The 23,924-nt window shown below is 50.8% G+C and carries 24 protein-coding genes; 10 read left to right on the top strand and 14 right to left on the bottom strand.

What is annotated here, in order from left to right; all coding sequences use genetic code 11:
* Window positions 1–34 precede the first annotated feature (34 nt).
* The 5 genes from PHW53_02510 to PHW53_02530 all read left to right on the top strand — a co-directional run bounded on the left by PHW53_02510 (window position 35) and on the right by PHW53_02530 (window position 7,442).
* The gene (locus tag PHW53_02510; GenBank protein ID MDD4995308.1) at window positions 35–337 is read left to right on the top strand and encodes a hypothetical protein; all 303 of its coding nucleotides are present in this window, start codon (window positions 35–37) and stop codon (window positions 335–337) included.
* Between the two features lie 25 nt (window positions 338–362).
* A complete protein-coding gene (locus tag PHW53_02515; GenBank protein MDD4995309.1) occupies window positions 363–3,830 on the top strand; it encodes a DNA polymerase III subunit alpha in 3,468 nt (1,155 codons plus the stop codon).
* A gap of 56 nt (window positions 3,831–3,886) precedes the next feature.
* Window positions 3,887–5,080, top strand: coding sequence for a hypothetical protein (locus PHW53_02520; GenBank protein MDD4995310.1), 1,194 nt, complete (start codon window positions 3,887–3,889; stop codon window positions 5,078–5,080).
* Window positions 5,081–5,085: 5 nt separating this feature from the next.
* Window positions 5,086–6,879 (top strand): threonine--tRNA ligase, encoded by a 1,794-nt coding sequence (gene thrS, locus PHW53_02525; GenBank protein ID MDD4995311.1) that lies wholly within the window; start codon window positions 5,086–5,088, stop codon window positions 6,877–6,879.
* Window positions 6,880–7,034: 155 nt separating this feature from the next.
* Window positions 7,035–7,442: a hypothetical protein gene (locus PHW53_02530; GenBank protein MDD4995312.1), complete on the top strand. Its 408-nt coding sequence runs from the start codon at window positions 7,035–7,037 to the stop codon at window positions 7,440–7,442.
* Between the two features lie 73 nt (window positions 7,443–7,515).
* On the opposite strand, the gene PHW53_02535 is transcribed toward PHW53_02530, so the two are convergent.
* Entirely contained in the window at window positions 7,516–8,805 is a 1,290-nt protein-coding gene (locus PHW53_02535; GenBank protein ID MDD4995313.1) for a hypothetical protein, read from the bottom strand.
* 98 nt (window positions 8,806–8,903) lie between these two features.
* On the opposite strand from PHW53_02535, the gene miaB reads away from it, so the two are divergent.
* Both miaB and miaA read left to right on the top strand, forming a co-directional pair.
* Window positions 8,904–10,241, top strand: a complete 1,338-nt coding sequence (miaB, locus tag PHW53_02540; GenBank protein MDD4995314.1) for a tRNA (N6-isopentenyl adenosine(37)-C2)-methylthiotransferase MiaB — start codon at window positions 8,904–8,906, stop codon at window positions 10,239–10,241.
* Window positions 10,225–11,157 carry a tRNA (adenosine(37)-N6)-dimethylallyltransferase MiaA gene (gene miaA, locus PHW53_02545; GenBank protein MDD4995315.1) on the top strand — a complete coding sequence of 311 codons (933 nt, stop codon included), beginning with the start codon at window positions 10,225–10,227 and terminating at the stop codon, window positions 11,155–11,157. The genes miaB and miaA overlap by 17 nt, the downstream gene beginning before the upstream one ends.
* 60 nt (window positions 11,158–11,217) lie before the next feature.
* Here the strand turns inward: miaA and gatB are convergent, their stop codons facing one another.
* The 13 genes from gatB to gyrB form a co-directional block, all read right to left on the bottom strand.
* Window positions 11,218–12,726, bottom strand: coding sequence for an Asp-tRNA(Asn)/Glu-tRNA(Gln) amidotransferase subunit GatB (gene gatB / locus PHW53_02550; GenBank protein ID MDD4995316.1), 1,509 nt, complete (start codon window positions 12,724–12,726; stop codon window positions 11,218–11,220).
* A 38-nt stretch (window positions 12,727–12,764) separates the two neighbouring features.
* A complete protein-coding gene (locus PHW53_02555; protein MDD4995317.1) occupies window positions 12,765–13,496 on the bottom strand; it encodes a hypothetical protein in 732 nt (243 codons plus the stop codon).
* A gap of 19 nt (window positions 13,497–13,515) precedes the next feature.
* A complete protein-coding gene (locus PHW53_02560; GenBank protein MDD4995318.1) occupies window positions 13,516–14,103 on the bottom strand; it encodes a hypothetical protein in 588 nt (195 codons plus the stop codon).
* Window positions 14,104–14,108: 5 nt separating this feature from the next.
* Window positions 14,109–14,618, bottom strand: coding sequence for a dihydrofolate reductase family protein (locus PHW53_02565; GenBank protein MDD4995319.1), 510 nt, complete (start codon window positions 14,616–14,618; stop codon window positions 14,109–14,111).
* Between the two features lie 4 nt (window positions 14,619–14,622).
* Window positions 14,623–15,495, bottom strand: coding sequence for a thymidylate synthase (thyA, locus tag PHW53_02570; protein MDD4995320.1), 873 nt, complete (start codon window positions 15,493–15,495; stop codon window positions 14,623–14,625).
* A 27-nt stretch (window positions 15,496–15,522) separates the two neighbouring features.
* Window positions 15,523–15,969: a dUTP diphosphatase gene (gene dut / locus PHW53_02575; protein MDD4995321.1), complete on the bottom strand. Its 447-nt coding sequence runs from the start codon at window positions 15,967–15,969 to the stop codon at window positions 15,523–15,525.
* Window positions 15,959–16,543 carry an AAA family ATPase gene (locus PHW53_02580; GenBank protein MDD4995322.1) on the bottom strand — a complete coding sequence of 195 codons (585 nt, stop codon included), beginning with the start codon at window positions 16,541–16,543 and terminating at the stop codon, window positions 15,959–15,961. Before PHW53_02580 ends, dut begins: the two co-directional genes overlap by 11 nt.
* 2 nt (window positions 16,544–16,545) lie before the next feature.
* A complete protein-coding gene (locus PHW53_02585; protein MDD4995323.1) occupies window positions 16,546–17,094 on the bottom strand; it encodes a cytidine/deoxycytidylate deaminase family protein in 549 nt (182 codons plus the stop codon).
* Between the two features lie 12 nt (window positions 17,095–17,106).
* Window positions 17,107–17,787, bottom strand: coding sequence for a 50S ribosomal protein L1 (gene rplA, locus PHW53_02590; GenBank protein ID MDD4995324.1), 681 nt, complete (start codon window positions 17,785–17,787; stop codon window positions 17,107–17,109).
* A gap of 80 nt (window positions 17,788–17,867) precedes the next feature.
* Entirely contained in the window at window positions 17,868–18,293 is a 426-nt protein-coding gene (gene rplK / locus PHW53_02595; GenBank protein MDD4995325.1) for a 50S ribosomal protein L11, read from the bottom strand.
* Window positions 18,294–18,447: 154 nt separating this feature from the next.
* On the bottom strand, window positions 18,448–18,993 hold the full coding sequence (nusG, locus tag PHW53_02600) for a transcription termination/antitermination protein NusG (protein MDD4995326.1): 546 nt from the start codon (window positions 18,991–18,993) through the stop codon (window positions 18,448–18,450).
* Window positions 18,994–19,033: 40 nt separating this feature from the next.
* The gene (gene secE / locus PHW53_02605) at window positions 19,034–19,228 is read right to left on the bottom strand and encodes a preprotein translocase subunit SecE (GenBank protein ID MDD4995327.1); all 195 of its coding nucleotides are present in this window, start codon (window positions 19,226–19,228) and stop codon (window positions 19,034–19,036) included.
* Between the two features lie 121 nt (window positions 19,229–19,349).
* The gene (gyrB, locus tag PHW53_02610) at window positions 19,350–21,410 is read right to left on the bottom strand and encodes a DNA topoisomerase (ATP-hydrolyzing) subunit B (protein ID MDD4995328.1); all 2,061 of its coding nucleotides are present in this window, start codon (window positions 21,408–21,410) and stop codon (window positions 19,350–19,352) included.
* A gap of 116 nt (window positions 21,411–21,526) precedes the next feature.
* Between gyrB and PHW53_02615 the strand changes: the two genes are divergently transcribed.
* The 3 genes from PHW53_02615 to PHW53_02625 are packed head-to-tail and all read left to right on the top strand — an operon-like array spanning window position 21,527 to window position 23,865.
* Window positions 21,527–22,399: a hypothetical protein gene (locus tag PHW53_02615; GenBank protein ID MDD4995329.1), complete on the top strand. Its 873-nt coding sequence runs from the start codon at window positions 21,527–21,529 to the stop codon at window positions 22,397–22,399.
* A complete protein-coding gene (rodA, locus tag PHW53_02620; protein ID MDD4995330.1) occupies window positions 22,400–23,491 on the top strand; it encodes a rod shape-determining protein RodA in 1,092 nt (363 codons plus the stop codon).
* A gap of 38 nt (window positions 23,492–23,529) precedes the next feature.
* On the top strand, window positions 23,530–23,865 hold the full coding sequence (locus PHW53_02625; GenBank protein MDD4995331.1) for a hypothetical protein: 336 nt from the start codon (window positions 23,530–23,532) through the stop codon (window positions 23,863–23,865).
* Window positions 23,866–23,924 lie beyond the last annotated feature (59 nt).

The following is a 23,924-nucleotide window of genomic DNA, read 5'->3' on the forward strand; positions in this document are numbered from 1 at the left end:
TTCCAAGAAAAATTATTTATATAAAAACAAAAATATGTTTGATTCGAGCAAGGATATTCTTTACATCGTTATCGCGTTCTGCGTTCTTTGGGTGACGATTTTTCTCTGCTGGGTTATTTATTATGTCGCCATGATCTTGCGCCAGGCCCATAGCTTAATGAACGAGCTCAAAGAAAAAATGCAGGCCATTGACGACGCAATTCGCGGCGTCCGTGAAAAGATTGAGCATTCTTCGGTGCATCTCGCTCTGATTGCCGACGGCGCACGCTATCTTGTTAAATATTTTACCGAGAATAAAGAATCTAAAAGAACAAAAAAGACAAAGATAGAAATATAATAGGAGGGTCCGATGAAAAATAATTATGAAATTCGTACACCTGCACACGCACTCCCATTATTCTCTTCTTGACGGTCTTGGAAAAATTCCCGCTTTGGTTAGTCGGGCCAAGGAGCTTGGTATGCCGGCACTCGCACTAACCGATCATGGCGCCATGTACGGCGCTATTGAATTTTATACGACCTGCCGGAAAGAGGGAATTAAGCCGATTATCGGCGTCGAGGCTTATGTTGCGCCGAACCGCCGCTTTGATAAGCGGCCCAGAATTGATGACGGCGCGTTCCATCTCGTTCTGCTTGCCGAAACGCTTGAGGGATACAAAAATCTTCTGCGGCTAACCTCAAAGGCATATCTTGAGGGATTTTATTATCGGCCGCGCATGGACAAAGAAATTTTGCGGGAGTATTCACGCGGAATAATTGCGTCAACCGCTTGTCTGGGCGGTCAGATACCGCGCGCTCTTATGGCCGAACGCTTTGAAGACGCGGAGAACCTGGTTACCGAATATAAATCAATTTTCGGGGCAGATAATTTTTTTCTTGAGCTTCAGGACCACCCCGAATTGCCGGAATACGAAATTTTAAATCCGCGCATCATGGATCTCGCCAAAGCGACCGGCACCCCACTTATCGCCACTAAAGACATTCATTACGTTTATCCCGACGATCGCCAGGCACAGGATCTGCTGACTTGCGTGCAGACCGGTAAGACCGTAAATGACACGGACCGCCTCAACATGGCCAACCATGACGCCTCGATGACATCGCCCGAGCACATGGCCGAGGCCTTTGCTCACGTTCCCGAAGCGATTGAGAATACCGTGAAAATCGCCGAGCGCTGCAATGTGGAAATTCCGCTCGGCGGCAACATTCTTCCGGTTTTTCACGTGCCGACCGGCGAATCCGACAACGCCTATCTGCGCCGTCTTTGCGAAAAGGGACTTGGGGATCGCTTTCCCGTCGCCGGACCGGAAATCCGCGAACGGCTTGAGTACGAGCTTAGCACTATTGAACGAATGGGTTTTGCCTCGTATTTCCTGATTGTTTCGGATTTTGTGAACTGGGCCAAGGATCGAGGCATTATGGTCGGCCCGGGCCGCGGCTCGGCCGCCGGTTCGATCGTATCGTATGTTTTAAAAATTACCGACATCGATCCATTGCGCTACGGCCTGCTGTTTGAAAGATTTTTGAATCCGGACCGCATTTCCATGCCGGATATCGACCTTGATTTTGCCGATGACCGCCGCGGCGAGGTGATTGAGTACGTCGTGAAAAAATACGGCAGCGACAATGTCGCTGGAATCATTACCTTCGGGACAATGGCCTCGCGCGCTGCGGTGCGCGATGTTGGCCGCGTCCTCGGCTGGCCGTACGGAGAAGTTGATCGCATTGCCAAACTCATCCCGCCGCCGATTCAGGGTAAGCATATTCCGCTCGTGAAATCAGTCAAGGAAAATCCCGAGCTCCGCGCTGTCTACGAGGGAGACGCGCGTGTCAAAGAGCTTCTCGATCTCTCCATGAAACTCGAGGGGACCGTGCGCCACGCGTCCCAGCACGCCTGCGGCATCGTTATTTCCGACAAGCCGCTCACTGAATATGTGCCTCTCCAGGCGGTGCCGGATGGCGACATTGATCGGGTTACTCAGTATTCGCTCCATCCGATTGAGGATATCGGTCTTCTGAAGATGGACTTCTTGGGGCTCGCGAACCTGACCATCATTCAGAACGCGTTGGATATCATCGGCGCGGTTTATCACGAAAAAATTGATATCGAAAAAATTCCTCTGGATGATAAGAAGGCATTCGAACTTCTCGGTCGCGGCGAAACGACGGGTGTGTTTCAGCTTGAGTCAGACGGCATGAAACGCTACATCAAAGAGCTTAAACCCACGGAAATGGAAGATATTATCGCCATGGTTGCGCTCTACCGCCCGGGCCCGATGCAATGGATTGACAGTTTCATCCGGCGCAAGCACGGTAAGGAGCGGATTGAATATGAGCATCCGCTGATGGAGAACGCGCTCAAGAACACATACGGCATTCCGGTTTATCAAGAACAGGTCATGCAGGTTTCAAAAGATATGGCCGGGTTTACCGGCGGCGAGGCCGATACTCTGCGCAAGGCCATGGGAAAGAAGATTGCCGCGCTCATGAAGGAGATGAAGGATAAATTTATCAAGGGCGCGGTCAAGCAGGGCGTGGCGCGTGACAAAGCCGACAAGGTATTTACGCGTCTTGAAGACTTCGCGGCATACGGTTTTAACAAGTCGCACGCCACCTGCTATGCCATGATCGCTTATCGCACCGCGTTTCTCAAGGCGCGTTATCCCAATTGTTTTATGGCCGCGCTCATGAATTCCGATTCCCAGAATATCGACCGCATCACCATTGAAGTCGATGAGTGTCGCAAGATGGGGCTGGAGGTCCTGCCGCCGGATGTTAATGAGTCATTTGGAAAATTTGCCATTGTGCCTAATACCAATAAAATTCGCTGGGGCCTTTCGGCAATCAAAAATCTCGGTGAAGATATCGTTAAGACAATTGTTCACGAAAGAAAAGCGAACGGCAATTTCCGCGACCTTGAAGATTTTATTTCACGCATCAATACAAAGAATTTTAACAAAAAATCCCTGGAATCGCTTATCCGCTCCGGCGCGCTTGATTTGTTCGGCGAGCGGAACCAGCTTTTGCAGAATATCGAAATACTTTTGGAATTTCATCGTGGCATTCAGAAAGAGATTGAAAGCGGCCAGTCCAGTCTCTTTGCCGGGTCGCCCGAGGTCGGCCGGTCAAGGCTCACCCTGCGTCCTGTCCCCGCCGCGCCAAAGAGAGAGCGTCTGCAGTGGGAGAGAGAACTATTGGGCCTTTACGTCACTGAACATCCGTTTCGCGAGCTCGAGGAGGCGCTCGGTGATGCGATTACAAGGCTTTCTGAGCTTGCGCACCGGCGCGAGGGATTCGTGAAAATTGGCGGCGTGCTTACAACGATGAAAAAAATCCTGACGAGAAAAAATGAAACCATGCTGTTTGCAAGAATTGAGGACACATCCGGAGATATTGAACTTATTATTTTTCCCAATACCTACCGTGATTTTAGCGCCGTTTGGCAGGCGGATAACACGATAATCGTTTCCGGAAAAATTTCGGACAAAGATGGGGAACCGAAAGTAATAGTGAACAGCGCCTGCTCCGCGGATAAGGAAAATTGCATGCAGGCGCTTTCCATTCTGGAAAACGGCGCCGGCTGGGCGCCGTCCGCGGCTTCTCTTTCGCGCGCGGTGCAGATCGAGATCCCGGGGAGTGCCGCTGGCGAAACTATGGCCCGGCTCAAGGAGGTACTTCTTGCGTATCCGGGCGGAGAGCGGGTGCGGCTCATAATTGGCAGCGGATACGCGGCCAAAAAAATCGAGCCCGATATTCGCGTGGATTATTCCGCCGGGCTTGTCGAGGCGGTTGGCGGCCTGCTCGGGCCCGAGAGTATTCGCATGGCGTAGGTGTTTTTTTAATGTAAAAATGGTATAATATTACACACAAATAAAAACACAATTTTATGATACAAGACACTCAAAAACGCCAGGTGACGCGTAAGCCAGTCGCCCATATCGTAAAACAGCGTCCGCCCGCGGTACGCCTGTACCGCCGGATTGCTATCAGTTTTTTGATTCTGACAATTTTATTACTCGCCTTGGTGGCCTATCTTTCATTCTCTAGCGCCCATATTAAGATATTCACGGCCGCCGAAACTGCAAGCGCTGAGTTTGTGGCCGACATCGTCAAGGTGGCGAGCGCGCCTAATCAGGTTGAGGGTAGGATCGTTGAGCGAATATTTGAAAAATCAAAAGAATTTACGCCGTCGGGCGAAGGCAAGACAACGCCAGCCAAGGCCGGCGGGGAAGTAACCATTATTAATAAATATAATAAAGATCAGGCGCTCATTGCGACGACGCGTCTTCAGGCGACGGACGGAAAAATTTTTCGTATCGATAAGAGCGTCGTTGTACCGGCCGGCGGCGAGATAAAGGCGACTGCTCATGCCGACAAAGAGGGCGCGGAATATGAAATCGGGCCGTCTCATTTCATTATCCCCGGGCTCTGGGAAGGGTTGCGTGACAAGATCTATGCCGAATCCGCTTCTCCGATGACCGGCGGAACCGTAACTTTGAAAGTAGTGAGCGCCGACGATCTCACTCGCGCCGAGTCGGAGCTTGCAAGTGAAATATTAGAGCAGGTCAAGGCCGATTTAATCAGCGAGAACGCGGATCCGCGTTTCTCCAAACCGGTTTTTTCAATTGAAACGTTGGAAAAAGTTTCAGACACAATTCCTGGGCAGGAGGCTGACAAATTCACAATCAAGCTTAAGGTCAAGGTTATTGCGGTTTTCTATAATGCCGAACAAATGGACGGCGTGATGGCGTCCAAACTAGAGGAGGCCATGGATAGTGATCACACGCTCGGTGACATCATGGAAGACAGTATTATCTTCACGATTGGCCGCTATGATTCATCAACCGGAATTGTTAATCTCGCAGTGAGCGCGTTCGGCGAGGCGCGCCTCAAAGAGAACAGCCGGCTTTTGGACAAGCGGAAAATTACCGGCCTTGGCGTGGATGACGCTAAAAAGTATCTTATGAGTTCGCCGTCAATTGAGAATGTCGAAATTTCCTCAAGCCCGTTCTGGCTCAAGCGCGTCCCGAATTTGGAAGATCATATTGAATATGAAATAATTTATGGAGGGACTGAATAAAAATTATGGAAAAACATGACAAATTAGAAATCATGCGCCATTCGGCCGCCCATGTCATGGCCGCGGCCGTACAAAAACTTTTTCCGGATGCCAAGTTCGGCATCGGTCCGGTAATTGAGTGCGGTTTTTATTATGATTTTGACATCAGAGAGAATCTCACGCCCGAACATTTGGAGAAGATAGAGAAAGAGATGGAGAAGATTATTAAAGAAAAAATTGAGTTTGAGCGCGAGGAAATGGATATCGAATCAGCTATCAATCTGTTCAAAAAACTTGGCCAGGATTACAAAGTTGAGCTTCTCCGCGATATCAAAGAGAAGGGCACTACGAAATTCAAATCCAGCGAAGAGCAGGAGCTCGTGCAGGAAGGAGAAAAAATTTCAATTTACCGCACCGGCGATTTCGTTGATCTCTGCCGCGGCCCTCATGTCAAAAATACTGGTGAAATAAAAGTCTTCAAACTTCTGAATCTTGCCGGAGCCTATTGGCGCGGTTCGGAAAAGAACCCCATGCTCCAGCGCATTTACGCCACGGCCTGGGAAAAACAGAAAGATCTGGACGAGTATCTTCGCGTCCAGGAAGAGGCCACCAAGCGCGACCACCGCAAGCTCGGCAAAGAGCTGGATATTTTCATATTCAACGAAAACATCGGCAAGGGCCTGCCTCTCTTATTGCCGAACGGCCGCGTTCTACGCGATGAGATTCTTAAGCTCGAGCGCGAGATTGAAGACACAGTCGGCTTTGAAAGGGTCTGGACTCCGCAAATCGCGAAAAGTGATCTCTACAAGCTCACTGGTCACTGGGACCATTATCAAGACACCATGTTTCCAGCTTTCGGCATGGAGGACGAAACCTACGTGCTCCGGCCGATGAACTGCCCGCATCACTACATGATTTATAAAAACAAGCCGCACAGCTACCGCGAACTGCCGCTGCGCATCACCGAAGACGGAACCTGCTATCGTTTTGAAAAATCCGGTGAACTCGGCGGACTCGCGCGCGTGCGCTGCCTTACAATTGATGACGCCCACATTTTTATTATGCCGAGCCAGATTGAAGAAGAATACCCGCGCCTCATCGGCATGGCGAAAAAGATGTTTGATGCGTTCCAACTCAAAGACTATTATGTCCGGCTTTCCACGCACGATCCGGAGAACACGGAAAAATATATTTCCGACCAGAATACCTGGAACAAGGCCGAAGCCCTGCTGGAAAAAATCGTCAAAGCGAATAACATCAAGTATGTTATCGGCAAGGGCGAAGCCGCCTTCTACGGGCCAAAGCTCGATTTCATCGTTCACGACGCCATCGGCCGCGAATGGCAGATGTCCACGCTTCAGATCGATTTCTTCATGGCCGAGCGGCTTGGCATGACTTATATTGATGATAAGGGACAAGACGCTTATCCCATCATCATTCACCGTGGGTTCACCGGTTCACTTGAGCGCACCATCGCCATGCTGATTGAGCATTTCAGCGGCGCTTTTCCGGTCTGGCTCGCACCGGTTCAGGTGAAACTCATACCGGTCGGAGCCGGGCACATTGATTTTTGCGCCGCTTTGCACAAAGAATTTTTATCCCTGGGCATTCGTTCGCGCGTTGATGATGCCAATGAAACCGTGGGCAATAAAATCCGCAAGGCGGAAAAAGAAAAAGTACCCTACATGCTCGTGGTCGGGGATAAAGAAATGAGCGGAGAAGAAATGACCGTCCGCGTTCGGGGAGAAAAGGACCAGATCAAGATGGCCAAGCCGGAATTTACAGAAAAAATCCTCGGCGAGATAAAGAACCGGACATAAATTATAAGCGTGTAAAAATATTCTGTAGGGGCAGGCCTTGTGCCTGCCCTGTTTTAATGCCGTCTAAAATAGGCGACCGCAAGGGTCGCCCCTACAGCCTCTTGACATTTTGGCTAAATTATGGTAAATTGGCCTGTTCCGAATAGGAGGACGCCATGGATTCTGTCAACTCGCCTCCGGTCGTGGATTCCGTATCTCCGGCTGATTTAGAAGACGGCATTGCCGAAGCCTCGCTCACCATAGTGCCCAAGACCGTGCCGGTCGCGGACCGCAAGCTCATTCTGGTGATTGACCGCGGCTTGGACAGTCTGCCGGTTTCCGAGCTTTCCAAGCTCGAGATCACGTTTGAGTTCCGGAGCCAGGTCCAGGATTTCCGCGTTAAGGAAGTCTGGGACGGCCTGCCCTACTACCTCGAGCTTGAACCCGTAGATGCGCCGCTTTACACGGCGCTGCTCGAGGATCCCAACTCAACCACCATGGTTCCGGAGATAATCTTCTCCCACCAGTGCGGGGAAATGTTCACCAAACCCAACAGCCGCTGTCATCGCGAACTTCTTGACTGAACCCACTCCGGGTTCGTCTTTTTTTAATCAAAAAACGCCCCGAGCTTATCGAGGGGCGTTTTTCAATTTATAATTAATGTACCAGCATCGCTCCGGCCGTGGAATCATCCTGCTTGGCCCGTTCCTGTGCCAGCTTGTCGGTCCGCACAATATTTTTAAGTTCCGGATACTGGTCCAGGCTCATTTTGCCCATGCGGATTTTTGATGCAACCACCAGCATCTGGCTCATGCGGTTCGGATCGTCGGCGAATTTTTTGGCAATTTTCTCAATTTCGTCATCGAAAAGATTGTCATGAATGCCGTCGCTTGTTTCAAAAAATACATCGCCTTTTTTCGCGTCTACGGTAAAGATTTGGGCCGCGGATTCAATGTCGGCCGCGCTCTTGGAACTGATGCCTGTGGTTTTTTCGCGGATCTCGTTGATGCTAAAGGTTGCTTTTTTTGCTCCGCCCTCTTCTGAAAAATACCCCTGCTTGATCACTCTTGGACCTTTCTCTAAGATGTCGCCAAGCACCATTTTTTTAATCGCGCCGGCCGATGGTTCAGGAAATTTTTGAGAAATAATATTATCCAGTTCTTCCAGGGTGTAGCGCGTGTCGGTTGACTGGTCATCCGGAAAAATTCCCTCGTCAATCAGAAACTGCGCCGGCGAACTGTCGCGGGTCAGGCGCTCCATCTTTCCGCCGCGGAGCCGCATCACCCGGCTGTCGCCCATGTGCGCGACTGTCACTTTTTCCTGGGGTTCTTTTTTACCAAAGCCCAGGATTCCTTTTTCGCCCGGCTGGGTCCAGCGGTGCATCATGCTGAAGGTCGCACCCATCGCTTCAGCGCCGCGGCTTTTATCGGCCCTTAAGTCATCGCCGTGTAAGGCGGCAAAGGTCGCCATTTCTTTCTGTGAAGTAAACATGAGATTGCGCAGGCTTTCTTCAATGGTTTTTTGGTCGCCCTTGGCCGCGCTGTCGCGGAGTAGCGCGTCATGGCGCTTATAAAAATCTTTCACCGTGTCGCGGATAGTGTGCGAGGCTTCATAACCGCCCATTTGCCCGCCCATGCCGTCGGCCACCAGAACATAATTATCGCCGGCCGCGAGCGCGTCTTCGTTTTTTTCATGGTCGCCTTTCAAAGAATAAGCCGTGGCTTCGGCGGATTTTTCAATCTCCGGCGAGTTTTCGGCAATGCCAATGTCCTCGCGGATTTCTTCAATCTGCGCTTCTTCGGCCGCTCGGGCTTTGGCGCGCGCCGCTTCGGGCAGCGGGGGAGGCATTCTCCTCTTCGCGGCTTCGGGAATCGGCGGCGGGCCTTTCTTTTCAGCTTTAAATTCCTGCGGACTATAGGATTCGAATTGTGCTCCGGTTTCCGGCATATTGAAAATATATATTGATTATTACTACAATTTTAGCATATTTTAGGCAAAAAGTCAAGTCTTGAATTTTCTTTATTCCGGGGTTATAATCAAAATCCATGACTAAACATTATCATCTCATTGCCCTGGGCTGTCAGATGAATAAATCCGATTCCGAGCGCGCTGCCGCGTTACTCGATAGTCTCGGCCTGACTCAAACTCTTCGTCCCGAAGAGGCGGATTTTATTTTGATAAATACCTGCTCGGTGCGCCAGTCGGCCGAAGACCGCGTTTATGGGCAGGTGAAGAAATTTAATAAATTAAAAATCAAAAAGCCGGGGCTCATCATTGGCGTTACCGGTTGTATGCCCGGCCGTGACAAAAGAGGGGAATTTTTTAAAAAAATGCCCGGTCTTGATTTGTATTTCCCAATTAGCGACTTGCCGCATCTTCCGGCCATGCTCCGTGCCCGGAATCCGGAAATCGGCATTCTGGAAGTTGATCCCGATTATCTCAAAATCGCGCCAAAGCATCAAAACAAGTTTAAAGCATTCATTACAATCGAGACCGGCTGTGATAAGTACTGCGCTTACTGCGTCGTGCCGTTCGCGCGCGGCCCGGTGCGCCATCGGCTACTCAGTGACATTCTGGTTGAGGCGCGCGCTCTCGCCGCCGGCGGTTGTCTGGAAATCACCCTGCTCGGCCAGACCGTGAATAATTACATAGCCGCGGATGCGGAAAATTTTAATTCAAAAAATCCGTTCAAAGACAACTTTGCCGCTCTGCTTTGGGAGCTTAATCAAATTTCCGGGATTGAACGCATCCACTTTACCGCGGCGCATCCGAGCCACATGACCGATGAGGTGATTGCCGCGCTCGCGCTGCCGCGCCAGGCCAATTATCTCCATCTCCCGGTCCAGTCGGGGAGCAATTCGGTACTCGCGAGGATGAATCGACCATATACGCGCGAAGAGTATATAGAAATTATCAAAAAAGTCCGCAGCGCGCGGCCGGGGATTGCCATCGGTACGGATATCATTGTCGGATTTCCGGGCGAAACAGCCGAGGAATTTGAGGAGACTCTGAGTCTCTACCGTGAAATTGAGTTTGATATATCATACAACGCGATTTATTCGCCGCGGTCCGGCACGGCCGCGGTTAAAGCCTATGGAGACGATGTCCCGCGCGAGGAAAAAGAGTGGCGTTGGCAGGAGCTGGAAAACACCATGCGCGAAATCACTCTGCGGAAGAATCAGGCATACGCCGGCCGCGAGGTTTCCGTGCTTGTGGATTCATGCGCCGCCGGCATTTGCCGCGGCAATTCAGCAGAAATGAAGCTGGTGAATTTTTCACACCTCGGGGATTTGACAGGCCAAATCCGGCCTGTTATTATTGAAGTCCCTAAACTGTGGATTTTGGAAGGTAAATTGGCCCTCATTAATGATAAAAAAGAGTAATAAACTCGTTGCCGTGGTTGGCCCGACGGCCGGCGGCAAGACGACCTGGAGCCTTGAATTAGCCAAAAAATTCAACGGCGAGATTGTTAATGCTGACTCGCGGCAGATTTACCGTTGGATGGACGTCGGCACGGCCAAGGAGCCGGGCCGCTGGCGCCGGGTCGGCGGGCGGCGCTTTTATGAGGTTCAGGGCGTGCCGCATTATCTGATTGATTTTCTTGAACCGAACCGCGACTTTAGCGTCGCCGAATTCCAGCGCCGCGCCATCCGCCGCATCCGCGAAATCCAGTCGCGCGGCAAACTCCCGATTTTGGTTGGCGGTACCGGTCTCTACATTAAAGCGGTAATTGACAACATGAAGATTCCCAAGGTTAAAGCGAACCAGAATCTGCGCAAAAGCCTTGAGACCAAAAGCAATGAAGAGCTTTGGAGCCTTCTCGGTCGCATGGATCCCGGCGCCCTTAAGGTGGTTGATCCACAGAACAAACGCCGCATCATCCGCGCGCTTGAAGTCTGCATTTTGACGGGCAAGCCCTTTTCCGAACAGCGGGCCATGGGTAATCCGATTTTTGATGCATTGCAAATCGGCGTGCGCGTTCCGCGGCCGCTGCTTTACGAAAGAATTGACCGGAGAGTTGACCGGATGGTTAGAGAAGGCCTGGTTCAGGAAATTCAAAACTTGCTCTCCCGCAATTTTAAATGGGGGGACCCCGGGCTTTCGGGTATCGGCTACCGGCAGATGGGATGCTACTTGCGGGGCGAATGCGAGCTCAGGGATGCGATCGGATTTCTGAAAAAAGATACCCGTCGATATTCAAAGCGTCAGGAGACCTGGTTCAAGCGCGATTCGCGCGTGAACTGGCTGGATAATTATAATCAGGCCAAAAAATTAGTCCAGGAATTTTTACAAAAATAAAAATATCGCCCGGTACGGGCGATATTTTTTTGTAGAGGTCGCATATATGTGACCTCTACATTATTTTTGTAAAAATTTTTCAAGCAGAACCTTCGTGATATTCGGATCCGCGGTTCCTTCGGATTTTATCATCACCTGGCCGACAAAAAATTGGATGAGCGCGGTTTTTCCGGCGCGGTAGGCCTCGGCCTTGTCCGGATTATCTTCAACTACCTGGCGGACGATTTGTTCAATTTCCGCTACGTCGCTCATCTGCCCGAGTTCGCGGTCCTCCATAATCTGGCTCGGATCCTGGCCGGTTTCAAGCATGGCTGCAAGAATTTTTTGCCCGGCGGCGCTGCCGACCTTATTCGCGTAAATTAGGCTCACGAATTCGGCGAAATTTTCCGGCGTGATTTTCAGATTCTTGATGTCAATATTTTTATCCGCCATGGCGCCCGCGAGCTTGGAGCAGAGCCATCCGCCGACAAGTTTCGCGAGTTTATTCTTGTTCTTTTCGTAAATTTCTTCGGACGTGCCGTCCAGGTCCGGAACCGACGCCAGCCATTCCTTGAGTTCGCTCACGGTGTTTTCCGCGTATTCGGCCCAGTCGAGGTCGCTCGTAAGAAACCGCGCGTTCTCGCCCGAAAATCCGTATTCATCCATGAATCTTTTTCTCTTGGCGGCCGGAAGCTCCGGCAGGGCGGATTTTGCGCGGGTAATCATGTCGCCCAAATCAAGCGGGGGAATATCCGGTTCGGGAAAATAGCGGTAATCTTGCTCGGCTTCCTTGACGCGTTGTTCCACGGTTTCGCCCGCATCTTCGTCCCAGCCGCGGGTTGACTGCTGGCTCGGCGGCTTCCCCTGTCCCCAGAGTTTTTCCTGGCGCATGATTTCATATTCCAGTGCGCGTTCAACGGCCTTGAATGAATTCAGGTTTTTGATTTCGGTTTTCGGAAACAGAGTCTGCGTATCGGCCGGCCGCAAGCTTACATTGGCGTCGCAGCGCAGCTCGCCGCGCTCCATGTCGGCGTTGGAAACTCCGAGATAGCGCATAATTGTGCGCAGCTCTTGCAAAAAAATTTTGGCTTCAAACGGAGTCGCGATGTCCGGCGCGGTCACGATTTCAATGAGCGGGGTGCCGCCGCGGTTGTAATCAACCAGCGTGGCGTCTTTTTCATCGTGAAAAGATTTAGCCGCGTCTTCTTCAAGATGCACCCGGATGATATTTATGCGGGCATAGTTGCGCGGTCCCTTCGGAATTTCGATTTCAAGATAGCCGTCCTTGGCGATCGGCATGTCGTATTGCGATATCTGGTAGCCTTTCGGCAGATCCGGATAGAAATAATTCTTGCGGTCGAATTTTGAACGTTCCTGGATCGTGCAGCCCAGGGCCGCCGCGGCGCGAATGCCGAATTCAATGGCCGTGGAATTCACCACCGGCAAAGCGCCCGGCTGGCCGGTGCAAACCGAACAGACCGCCGTATTAGCCGGAGTGCCGTCCGGCACATTGGCGCACGGACAGAACATCTTGGTTTTAGTCTTGAGCTGAACGTGTATTTCCAGCCCGATGACTGGCTGATATTGCATAAATCTTAATTCAGTTGATTCTGGTCCATTCGGCAGGCTCAGGGCATGCTTTTGAATTTCTTTAGTTCGATGTATAGAATAACGGAAATCGCGCCGGCGAGCGGCATTGCCGCCACATTAACTATTTGCGATATGAGATTACTGAGCCACGGTAGATACTGTCCCGAAGCAAATGCCTCCCATTGGCCGGTCGCCAGACCGACGAGCAGAAACAGGATCGCCGTCACGATGTAGAATATAATCCCGTACACAAAGTAGCACGCCACGAGTCTCCAGAGCACGGCCCACCACTTGCCGGTGACGAGCTGTTTACTCTGTTTTAGAGCCGCGGTGCCGCGTGTTCCTTCCAGAACATTTATCACCGAACTGAAGGTGAACCAAACTGCAAAAATAATACCAGGAATAAGGAAGAGTAGTGTTCCGCCGAAAACCGCGAATCCGGTGAGGATTGAAACCCAAAGCAGGGGAATGATTTTTGTCCAAGCATTCTGGCTTATTGCCTTTACGTCATACTGCTCGCCGTCGTAAATTTTCGCGATTATCGCGGTCATGGTTGCAAAAACCCAGAGGCCGACAATCATCGTGCCAATTCCTGCCACGATTGCGAGAAGCATGCTCAAGATCCAGAGCTCCTGGGGGATAAGTACCACGAGAATCATCGCCACTGCCGGGATTAGGGACCAGACTGCGATTAGAATGAGCGTCTTAAAATTCGCAAAATATATGGACCAGCTTTTTTTTATAAGTTCGCCCGCGCCAATAAAGTTCATAGATTTTGTTATTAAATTATTAATTTATTAAATTATTGATAAGGCGCCAAACTTGTTCATGTATTTCGTCAATTGAACCGTTGGCGTTGATTTTTTTCCAGCCGTACTCTTCGCCGAGCTCAATATGAATCTGCCGGACCCGCTCCGTGAATTCATCGTCGGATTCATGCCGATGCTCTTTTTCAACACCCTGTATAAATCGTTCTCCGTTAAAGAGAATTCCCAGGTCTTCGCGCAGGAGATGGGAGTTCAGCCTTTGTAAAAAAGCCTTATCAACCCCCGCGCCGGCGCCCCAGGCGATACCGGTGCCGATATAGTCTTCAGCCACGATAATTATACCATCTTTGAGTTTCTGGCGCAGAACCGGTTCGTATTGCGTGCGGTTCAGCACTTGGATAATCTGGAACTCCCGCGACGTCAGCTCGTGCGGATTTCCGTTCCGCAGATAGTTATTCAAAATTCCGCCTGAGGGTTCAAGGTCGTAAATCGCGTACTTTAAATACTCGGCCGGTCGGCCCTCGGCGTTGAGCCGCTCCACCAGCTTCTTGGCCTGCAGAGTCTTTCCAAGATTATTGATGCCGTAGAAAACTATGAATTTGCCGGTCATATTAATTATTTGATTACGGAATATCTCAATTGGATTGCGTTATCATCCAGTTTTTTAATTTCCAAAAGCTTCAAGTTTATATCAACGTCCGCGCCGCGAAAAAGCGGCAGTCCCTCGCCGAAGATTTTCGGTTCAATCGTGAGCCAGATCTCGTCAATCAGCCCGCTTTTCAAAAAAAGCCCGTTAATGGTCGCACCGCCGCCGATAATGGCGTTTGAAAATCCGCGCTTCTCGAGATCGGTGAGCAGCTCACGCGGTTCCCGATTGGTAAATTCAAGCGAGTCTGGAATATTTTTCGTGGCGTCGGGTTCGGGATTCATTACCACGTTCAGCCGGCCGGGGAGCGGCCGTCCGATGGTATCATAAGTCGTCTGCCCCATGATGATGACGCCGGCTTTTTTCGTTTCTTCAACAAAAATCTTTTTGTCCGCTTTGCTCGTCCAGGTCGCGGCATGGGCCGCGTGCTTGGCGATCTTGCCGTCAAGCGTAATCGCCATGAGGAGTATTGTTTTCATAAATTCAGACCGCAATTTCAAATTTAATCGCCGGAAAGCTCTGATAGTCCGCGAGTTTTGTATCGTCGTATTTCCAGTCAAAGATTGACGTGAAATTATCCGTTGCAATCCGCGGCAAGGGATACTGATTCGGATCGCGGCTGATTTGTTCTTTTGCCCCATCCAGGTGGTTTACGTAGATGTGCGTGTCCGCCAAAAATCCCACCAGTTTTCCCTCGGCAAGTCCGGCCTCTTTGGCGAGAAGGTGCAGGAGCAGGGCATAGCTCGTGATATTAAAGGGCAGGCCGAGCATGGTGTCCACGGACCGCTGATTCCAAAGAAGATTCAGTTTATTATTGATGACCGTCACCTGAAAAGAATAATGGCACGGCGGCAGAGCCATCTCGGCGATTTTTGACGGATTCCACGCGGAGACGATCATGCGCCGGTCATTGGGATTTTTTTTAAGCGTCTCTACGACCTGCTTGAGCTGATCCACTCCCTGGCCGGCATGGTCTTTGTCAAAACCGGCATAGTCGGCGTTAAAATGCCGCCACTGAAAGCCGTAAATCGGCCCGAGGTCGCGTTCGGCCGCCATCCGCGCCTTGGTTTCCGCGCCATGACCGTATGGCACCTTGGCGGGCGATGCCCATTCGTCCCAGATATGGTTATTGCGCTCCTGCAGCCATTGTTTGTCGGTCAGCCCCTTGATGAAAAATTCCAATTCGCTCGCAATGCACTTGAAGGGCATTTTTTTGGTAGTGAGCAGGGGAAAGCCCTTGCTCATATCATGTTCAAACATGGCGCCGGCAATGGCAATGGTATCCACGCCGGTGCGATTGGCTTTTCGTTCACCCTGATCAAGGATTTTTTTTACGATATCAATGTAGGCTTTCATATTTTTCTACAAGCTACAAGCTAATTCCTACAAGCTGGTTTTATACCCGCCGGTCGACCCGAAACCGCCGCGGTTTGCGTTGTTCATTTCGTCGGTTTCCTCGAGCTCGGCCTTCTCGATTTTTACAAGCAGGCCCTGGGCGAGTCTTTCGCCGCGTTCAATTTTGGCGGTTTGGTTTTTAAAATTATAGAGCAGAACTTTGACCTCGTCTTCGGGTCCCCAATAGTCCTGGTCGAACACGCCGACCGAATTCGGGAGCATCAGGCCCTTTTTGCCGGGAAGGCTGGAACGGGCGATTATCAAAAATGCATAACCTTCGGGAACCCGGATTATCAGGTTCGCCGGCACCGGCACGATTTCACCCGGCGCGATTTCCGTATCAACTCGCGCGCATAAATCAAAAGCTACCGCGCCAGCGGTTTGATACTGGGGTAGCGGTAGCTCTTTATCAATTCTTTTTATTTTAACTTTCATTGATTTGGGAAATAATTTTTCGCGCGGCCGCGATGAGTTCTTCCATAGTGCTCTCATTTATGATTGTCCAGTCGGCCATGGCGATCGGCCCGCCCTTATCCAGATTCTCAATTTCCGCGTAGTCGCGCGACTCAGCGTCGTCGCGGGAGAATGACCGGAAAATCATTTTCGGATCCTCGCCGTGATGAGCGGCGCGGTTTTCAAGCCGCGCGTATCTTGTCTCCGGAGAAGCGTAAATGGCGATTACCTTGAGCGCTTCGCCGTATTTATTTTTAAACTCTTTGTATTCGGACCACGAGTACAGGCCGTCCACGATGACATTGGCCTCCCGAAGAGCTTCATCAATCTTCGGAAAGTTCAAAACCGCGAATGCGGCCATGCCGTGCTTGGCGCGGAGTTCTTCGCGGATCGGGCGTTCGTTTTGCTCGCTCGGCTCCAGGCCGCGGCGCTTCACTTCGTCCAGTGTAATCTGTCCGAGCCGGACATACGCCCAGTTTTGTTTTTTAAATTCATCGGCAACCGCGGTTTTGCCCGCGCCGCACATGCCGACAAGTGCGATTATTTTTTTTGTCATATTCATTCCGTGCGCAATTGAACGCCGCCCTCTTTGGGATCCATGGTTTCTATCTCTTTCTGGTAAAGGCTTGCCAAAAAATTATTCACCTCTTTTTTCTCTTCATATATATCAACCTGAAGACCGGCGTCTTTAAGATATTGGATCGCCTGTTCGGCGCGGTAAATTTTCCCCAGAACAACGCGGCTGACGTGGCAGGCGACAATATATTTGCAGCAATGCATGCAGGGGCTGTAGGTCGTATAGAGCGTCGTCCCCTCGGTGCTCGCGCCGGGAACAAGGGCGGCCTGAAGCAGGGCATTGTGTTCGCCGTGGATTGTGCGGATGCAGTGGCCTTCTTCTATGAGATGGCCGTCCGGGCCGTCGCAGTGCGGCAAGCCGGGAGGCGCGCCGTTATAGCCGGTTGAGATAATGCGGTTATTCTTCACAAGAACGGCGCCGGCGCGCAGCCGGTCGCAGGTGCTCCGGGTCGCGATAATCCGGGCAATTGCCATAAAATAGTCGTCCCATTTGGGCCGAAAATATTTTTCGTCGTTTTTTTGCTCCTCCATATTCCGGAAAGTTTAAATTTCAAATTTAATGCCCGGGCCCATTGAAGTCGCGATGGTTGCGCTTTTTACGTATTCTCCCTTTGAAGAGGGCGGTTTGACGCGCAATACCGCTTCAATGAGAGCGTTCAGGTTTTCAAGAAGCTTGGCCGAATCGAGCGACACCTTGCCGATGGTCTGATGCACGTTTGCGGTGGCATCGTTTTTGAATGTGATTTTGCCCCTCTTAATTTCTTCAATCATCTTTTTAACATTCGGGCCGACGGTATCGGTTTTGGGGTTCGGCATCAGGCCCTTGGGGCCGAGAATCTTTGCGATTTTCGCGAGTTTCGGCATCATGTCCGGAGTGGCGACCGCGACGTCAAAATCGATCTTTTCGCTTTTTTTGATTTTTTCAATCATATCATCGCCGCCGATAATGTCGGCGCCGGCCGCTTTGGCTTCGGCTTCGCGGTCCGCGGCAACGAACGCGGCGACGCGGCGCTCCTTGCCGATTGAATGCGGAAAAATAATGGTGGAGCGAATCTGCTGTTCGCCCTTGGCCGGGTCGATGCCCAGCTGGAAGTGGGCCTCAACAGCAGCGTCGAATTTTACGGTTGAAGTTTTTTTCGCAAGTTCAATCGCCTCCGCTCGCGGATAGACCTTCTTGCGGTCAATTAATTTCTTGGCCTCCTCGTATCTTTTCGATCTTGGCATATTGTTTTCTCCGTGGTGCAAGCCCCCGATGCTCACTTGCGTTCGATCGGGGTCCCACAATAAGAATTAGTGATTAAAATTTATTCCTGGACCGTTACGCCCATCTGGCGCGCGGTGCCTTCGATAATCTTCATTGCCGCGTCAATATCGTGGGCATTGAGATCCGGCATTTTTTTCTCGGCGATTTCCTTCACTTGGGCGTGCGTGATTTTCCCGACTTTCTCCTGGAGCGGCTTGCCCGAACCCTTTTCGATTCCGGCCGCCTTTTTAATAAGTTCCGAAGCCGGCGGGGTCTTGGTGACAAAACTGAAAGTCGCGTCCTGGTAGACGGTAATAATCACGGGCACAACTTCGCCCATTTTGTCCTTGGTCGCGGCATTGAATTTGCTGCAGAAATCCTGGATATTCAAGCCGTGCTGGCCCAAGGCCGGGCCGACCGGCGGCGCCGGGTTTGCCTGGCCGCCCTTGAGCTGCAGCTTTATCTGCGTTTTTACTTTTTTTGCCATATTAAGATTATTAATTGGATGGCACTTACTAGAAGCTTGCCCTTTGCGCATTGAGCGGTTGGGGCAATAAGTGCGGGTTGGTCGGTGAATCAGTGAATCAGTGGATCAGGATATTTGTCCCGATTAACCGGTCAACTGATTCACCGATTCACCGTTATATTTTTTTAATCTGCAAAAAGTCCAGTTCCACCGGAGTCTCGCGTCCGAACATATTGACCAGCACTTTGATCTTGCCGCGCGCTTCGTCCAGTTCGCTGACTTTTCCTTCGAATCCCTTGAACGGCCCGTCGACAATCTTGACCGGCGATCCGGCGGAAACATCAATCTTATACTGCGGCTCCTCAACGCCCATTCTTTTCTGTAGCGATTTAACTTCGTCCTCGGAAAGGGGAGTCGGAACCGTGCCCGTGCCGATAAATCCGGTGACATTCGGGGTGTTGCGCACCATGTACCAGGAATCGTCCGTCACGATCATCTCGACGAGAACATAGCCCGGAAAGATTTTCTCTTCCACGATGCGGCGCTTGCCGTTCTTGATTTTAATTTTTTTCTCTTTCGGAATCAGTACGCCGAAGACCTTGTCTTCCATGTCGTACGACTCGATTCTCTTTTTAAGATTATCCATCACATTTTCTTCATATCCCGAATATGTGTGGATCGCATACCAGCGGCGTCCCCGCTGCAATACTTGCTTTGGCATATGATAATATTCCTCCTAAGTTAAAAGAGCGATTTTTTATTTAGCGGACGACCTGTTCCAACCCGAGGGTCAAAACATAATCGCATGCTCCTAAAAACACGGCAATTGCCAGGCTGATGCCGATCACGAGCATTGAATAGTGCGTAATTTCGGCACGGGTCGGCCAGGCGACTTTTTTTAGCTCGGCTTTTGAGGAGATGATGTACTCCACGATTTTATTTTCTTTCCAAGACATATTTTTATCTTTAAAAAGCCCTGTTCGGGCTTACGCTCACAATCATACAATATATATACAAATTTGGCAAGGTTTAAACGTAGTGACAAGTCGCGACTTGTCACTACGTTTGATTTTGCGATTAAATATCGAGGTTTTTCACGGTTTTCGCATGGGTCTGGATAAACCGCTTTCTTGACTCGACCTCCGTGCCCATAAGAACGTCAAACACGTGGTCGGCTTTTTGCGCGTCCTCGATGGTTATGAGCTTCAGGATGCGGTTTGCCGGATCCATGGTCGTGGTCCAGAGCTGTTCGGGATTCATCTCGCCCAAACCCTTGTACCGCTGGATGACGGCGCGGTACTCGTCTTTTTCTTCTCCTTCGGCATCACCCTCTTCGCCTTCAACGACTTCAAGTTTTTTCGGCTTGGCGCCTTTTTTCTTTTCCGCCTTGGTTGGCGGCTTGAGAGTGGCGAATTCTTTCAGAATTTTTTCTTTTTCTTCATCCGAATACGCGTAGTGAAGCGCCTTTCCGACTTTAATGCTGTAAAGCGGCGGCTGGGCGACGTAAAGATGCCCCTTGCCGATGATTTCCGGGAAATACCGGTAGAAAAGAGTTAAGAGCAGCGTGCGGATATGCGCGCCGTCAACATCGGCATCGGTCATGATAATGATGCGGTCATAGCGCAGCTTTTCAATTTCAAATTGTTCGCCGATATTGGTGCCGAGCGCGATAATCAATGACTTCACTTCGTTATTCGCGAGCATTTTGTCCAGCCGGGCGCGTTCCACATTCAGAATTTTTCCGCGCAGCGGGAGAATCGCCTGGAATTCACGGCTGCGGCCCTGCTTCGCCGAACCGCCGGCCGAGTCGCCCTCAACAATATAGAGTTCGGACTGCGACGGATCGCGGCTGGAGCAGTCGGCGAGTTTGCCCGGCAGGCTCAACCCTTCAAGCGCGCCTTTTCGGATCACCGTGTCGCGGGCCGCTTTGGCTGCCTGGCGCGCGCGGGAGGCGAGTACGCATTTCTCTAAGATTCCTTCTGCGTCCTTTGGATGTTCTTCAAGATAGATTGCCAGAGTGTCGTTGAACACGCTTTCCACCGCCGTGCGCACTTCGGGATTGCCAAGTTTTGCCTTGGTCTGTCCCTCAAACTGCGGGTCTCTGACCTTGACCGAGATTGCCGCGGTCAGACCTTCGCGCACATCCTCGCCGGAAAGGTTTTCATCTTTTTCTTTGAGATATCCCTTTTTGCGGGCGTAATTATTCAACACGCGGGTGAGCGCGGTGCGGAAGCCGATGACGTGAGTTCCGCCCTCGGGATTATAAATATAGTTGCAGAAGGCAAACAAAGTCTCTTTGAATTCTTCGGTATATTGCAGGCCGATTTCTATTTCCACACCCTCGGCCTCTTTGGAAACATAAAAAACATTTTCATGTTTCGGAGTTTTGTTGGAATTCAGGTGTTTGACGAAAGAGGCGAGCCCGCCCTCGAAATAAAATGAATATTTTTGGCGCGTGGACTTGCTTCGCTCATCGCGCACCGTCAGTTTTACCGCTTTGTTGAGATATGCCTGTTGGCGCAGATGGTCCAGGATGGTATCCCAGCTGAATTCGATGGTTTTGAATATTTCCGGATCCGGCTGAAAAATAATCGTTGTGCCCGTTCCGGCCGCTTTGCCGATTGATTTGACTTTGCTCTGTGGCTTGCCGCGTTTGTATTCCTGCATCCAGAGCTTGCCGTCGCGCTTTACTTCGGCGCGCATCCAGGTGGAGAGGGCGTTCACAACCGAAACGCCGACGCCGTGCAGGCCGCCGGAAACCTTGTAACCGCTGTCGCCGAATTTACCGCCGGCGTGAAGCTTGGTGAGTACGAGCTCCAGAGCCGAAACTTTAAATTGCTTGTGAATATCAACCGGAATGCCGCGGCCGTTGTCTTCAACCGCGATCTTATTGTCGGGTAAAAGCGTTACGGTGATTTGGTCGCAGTGGCCGGCCATTGCTTCGTCAATGGAGTTGTCAACAACTTCCCAAATCAAATGATGCAGACCATCCGGTCCGGTTGTCCCGATATACATGCCTGGCCGTTTTCTGACCGGCTCCAGGCCTTCAAGCACTGTAATCTGTTTTGCGCCGTATTCGTCTTTTGATTTTTTTGCCGCCTTAACCGGGGCGGGTTTCTTAATCGTCTTTTTTGGCATAGCTGTGGACAAATTTTAACTTAATTTATGCCAATATTTTATCATTTTTTATAGCAATTAGCAAGGTAAAATATCCGCTTGGAACAAGGCGAAAATTCTGATATAATTGACGCATTATGGCAAACACAAATAGTTTTACCGAAGAAGAGCAGAAGCGCACGAAATTACTCGCCTTGAGCTATTGGTATGTCACGCACAAGGTCAAGCTGCGCCGCGTCGGGCTGGGCATCCTAATCGGCATGGCCGCAATTTTTTGGCTGTACGCTCTCTGGGGAGTGCTGGATCTTTTTGTAATATCATATTCAAGATATAAGGCCATGATGAATGACCTAACTTCAGGGCCGGCTTATTCGCAGGAATGGATTCGCGTCAACGCGCCGCGGCCGATCGATGCGGGTACGGCCCGGGTTTTCCCGAGCGGCGAAAAATTTGATTTTTTGGCTAAAATTAGCAATGAAAGCCCGATATTTTGGGCCGAATTCAACTATAAATTCACCTTCGCGGGCGGCGAAACCACCCGGCGCCACGGCTTTATCCTGCCGACCGAAGAAAAATGGCTGGCTGAATTGGCTTTTTCCGGCACGGCCCGACCCGAGAGCGCCAAGCTTGTTTTGGAAGACGTCGCTCGGCATCGACTAGATGCGCACGAGGTTCCGGATTATGGGGAATGGAAAAATGAACGCTTCAATTTCAAAATTACGGATATTGCGCAGGAATCCGCACTTTCGCTCGGAAAAGGTACGGTCATGAAAACAAAATTTACGGTGCAGAATCTCTCGGCATACGGATACCGGAGCGTGGGGTTTTACGTCATCGCTTACCGTGGCGCTACGCCGTCCGGAGTAAATTTTGTCGCATTGAGTGATTTTCGCTCCGGGGAAACCCGCGCGGTTGAAGTAAGCTGGTTTGACAGTTTGGCGCAGGTAAGTAAAATGGAGATTGCGCCCGAAGTCAATATTTTTGACGAGGGCAATTACCTGCCGCTCTAAATGTTTGTAAAACTAAAAAATTTCGACTGGATTTTGTTTGCTGCGGTTTTTTTATTGTGCTGTATCGGCCTCGCGGCTATTTATTCGGTGGCGCTCTCTCAGCAGGAACCGGATTTTTTTAATTTCAAAAAACAACTGGCCGTGCTCGCAGTCGGAGTAATTGTTATTTTTTTCATCGCCGCGTCCAATTATCGGTTGCTTCGGAATTACCGTCGGTTAATTTATATCGGCGGCCTCGCGCTGCTTGCCGGCGTATTGCTTTTTGGACAAACCATCCGCGGCACGACCGGCTGGTTCTCAATCGGCCCGCTCAATTTTCAGCCCGTTGAGCTCGCCAAGATTTGTCTCCTCGTGCTCATGGCGAGTTATTTGAGCGAGCGGAGCGGCATACATTTTGGTTTTAAACAGCTCGTTGCGGTTTCGGCGCTTGGCGGCGCGTATATTCTGCTTGTCATGGGCCAGCCGGACCTTGGTTCCGCCATGGTGCTTTTTTCACTGTGGTTCGGCCTGCTTTTTTTCGGCAATACCCGGAAAAGATTTATCGCCCTGATACTTGTCGCAATTATCATGGTCAGTATCTTTGGATGGTTTTTTGGACTCCAGGATTTTCAGCGCGACCGCGTGCTTACTTTTTTGGACCCGGAGCGCGATCCACTCGGTCAGGGATATAACGTAACTCAGGCCGTAATTGCAATTGGCGCCGGCGGATTTTTTGGTCGCGGCCTGGGCTTCGGCTCGCAGTCCCAGCTGAAATTCCTGCCTGAAAGCCAGACTGATTTTATTTTCGCGGTCGTTGCCGAAGAGCTTGGACTCGTCGGGGTCGCTCTCATGATCGGTCTTTTTTCCATCGTACTCTGGCGTCTCTTTAAAATCTGTGCTAGGTCGGGCGATGATTTCAGCCTTTTTTTGGCGCTCGGCATCATTATTCTGCTCGCGACGCAGATCGGAGTGAACATCGCCATGAATCTCGGCTGGTTCCCGGTCACCGGCATCACTCTGCCCTTCTTGAGCTACGGCGCCAGTTCGCTTCTTACTTTTCTCTTGATGATCGGCATTGCCGAAAGCATCGCGGTGCATGAGGCGCCGCGCTAACCCTGTCGCAATCGTGCGCATTCTGCTATCATATACCTATGTTTAATTTCAACAGCCAATTTTCCCTGCCGGAGAATCTGAAGATAATGGGCAATTGTCCGCTCTGCGGGAGCTCGACGCAAAAGCTTGAGGCGCGCGTTTTGCGCGAAACGACCGAGAATCAGCTCGTTCATCTTCATTGCGCCGCGTGCCTTGGATCCGTCATTGCGCTTTTTATGGCCTCCGGAGTCGGGGTTGCCTCGTACGGCCTGATTACGGACTTGAGCTACGATGATGTACTTAAATTCCGCAATTCCGACGAGCTCACCCTGGACCATGTGATTCGCGCCCACGAAGAGGTTGATTCTCCGCAATTTTTGGCTAAGATTTCCTAATCTTGACAGCCGGAGCGGATTCTGGTTAAATATAGGCACATTTTAAATATTTTTAGAGA

This window comes from Patescibacteria group bacterium (assembly GCA_028710985.1).
Classification (GTDB): domain Bacteria; phylum Patescibacteriota; class Patescibacteriia; order JAHJFT01; family JAHJFT01; genus JAQTTB01.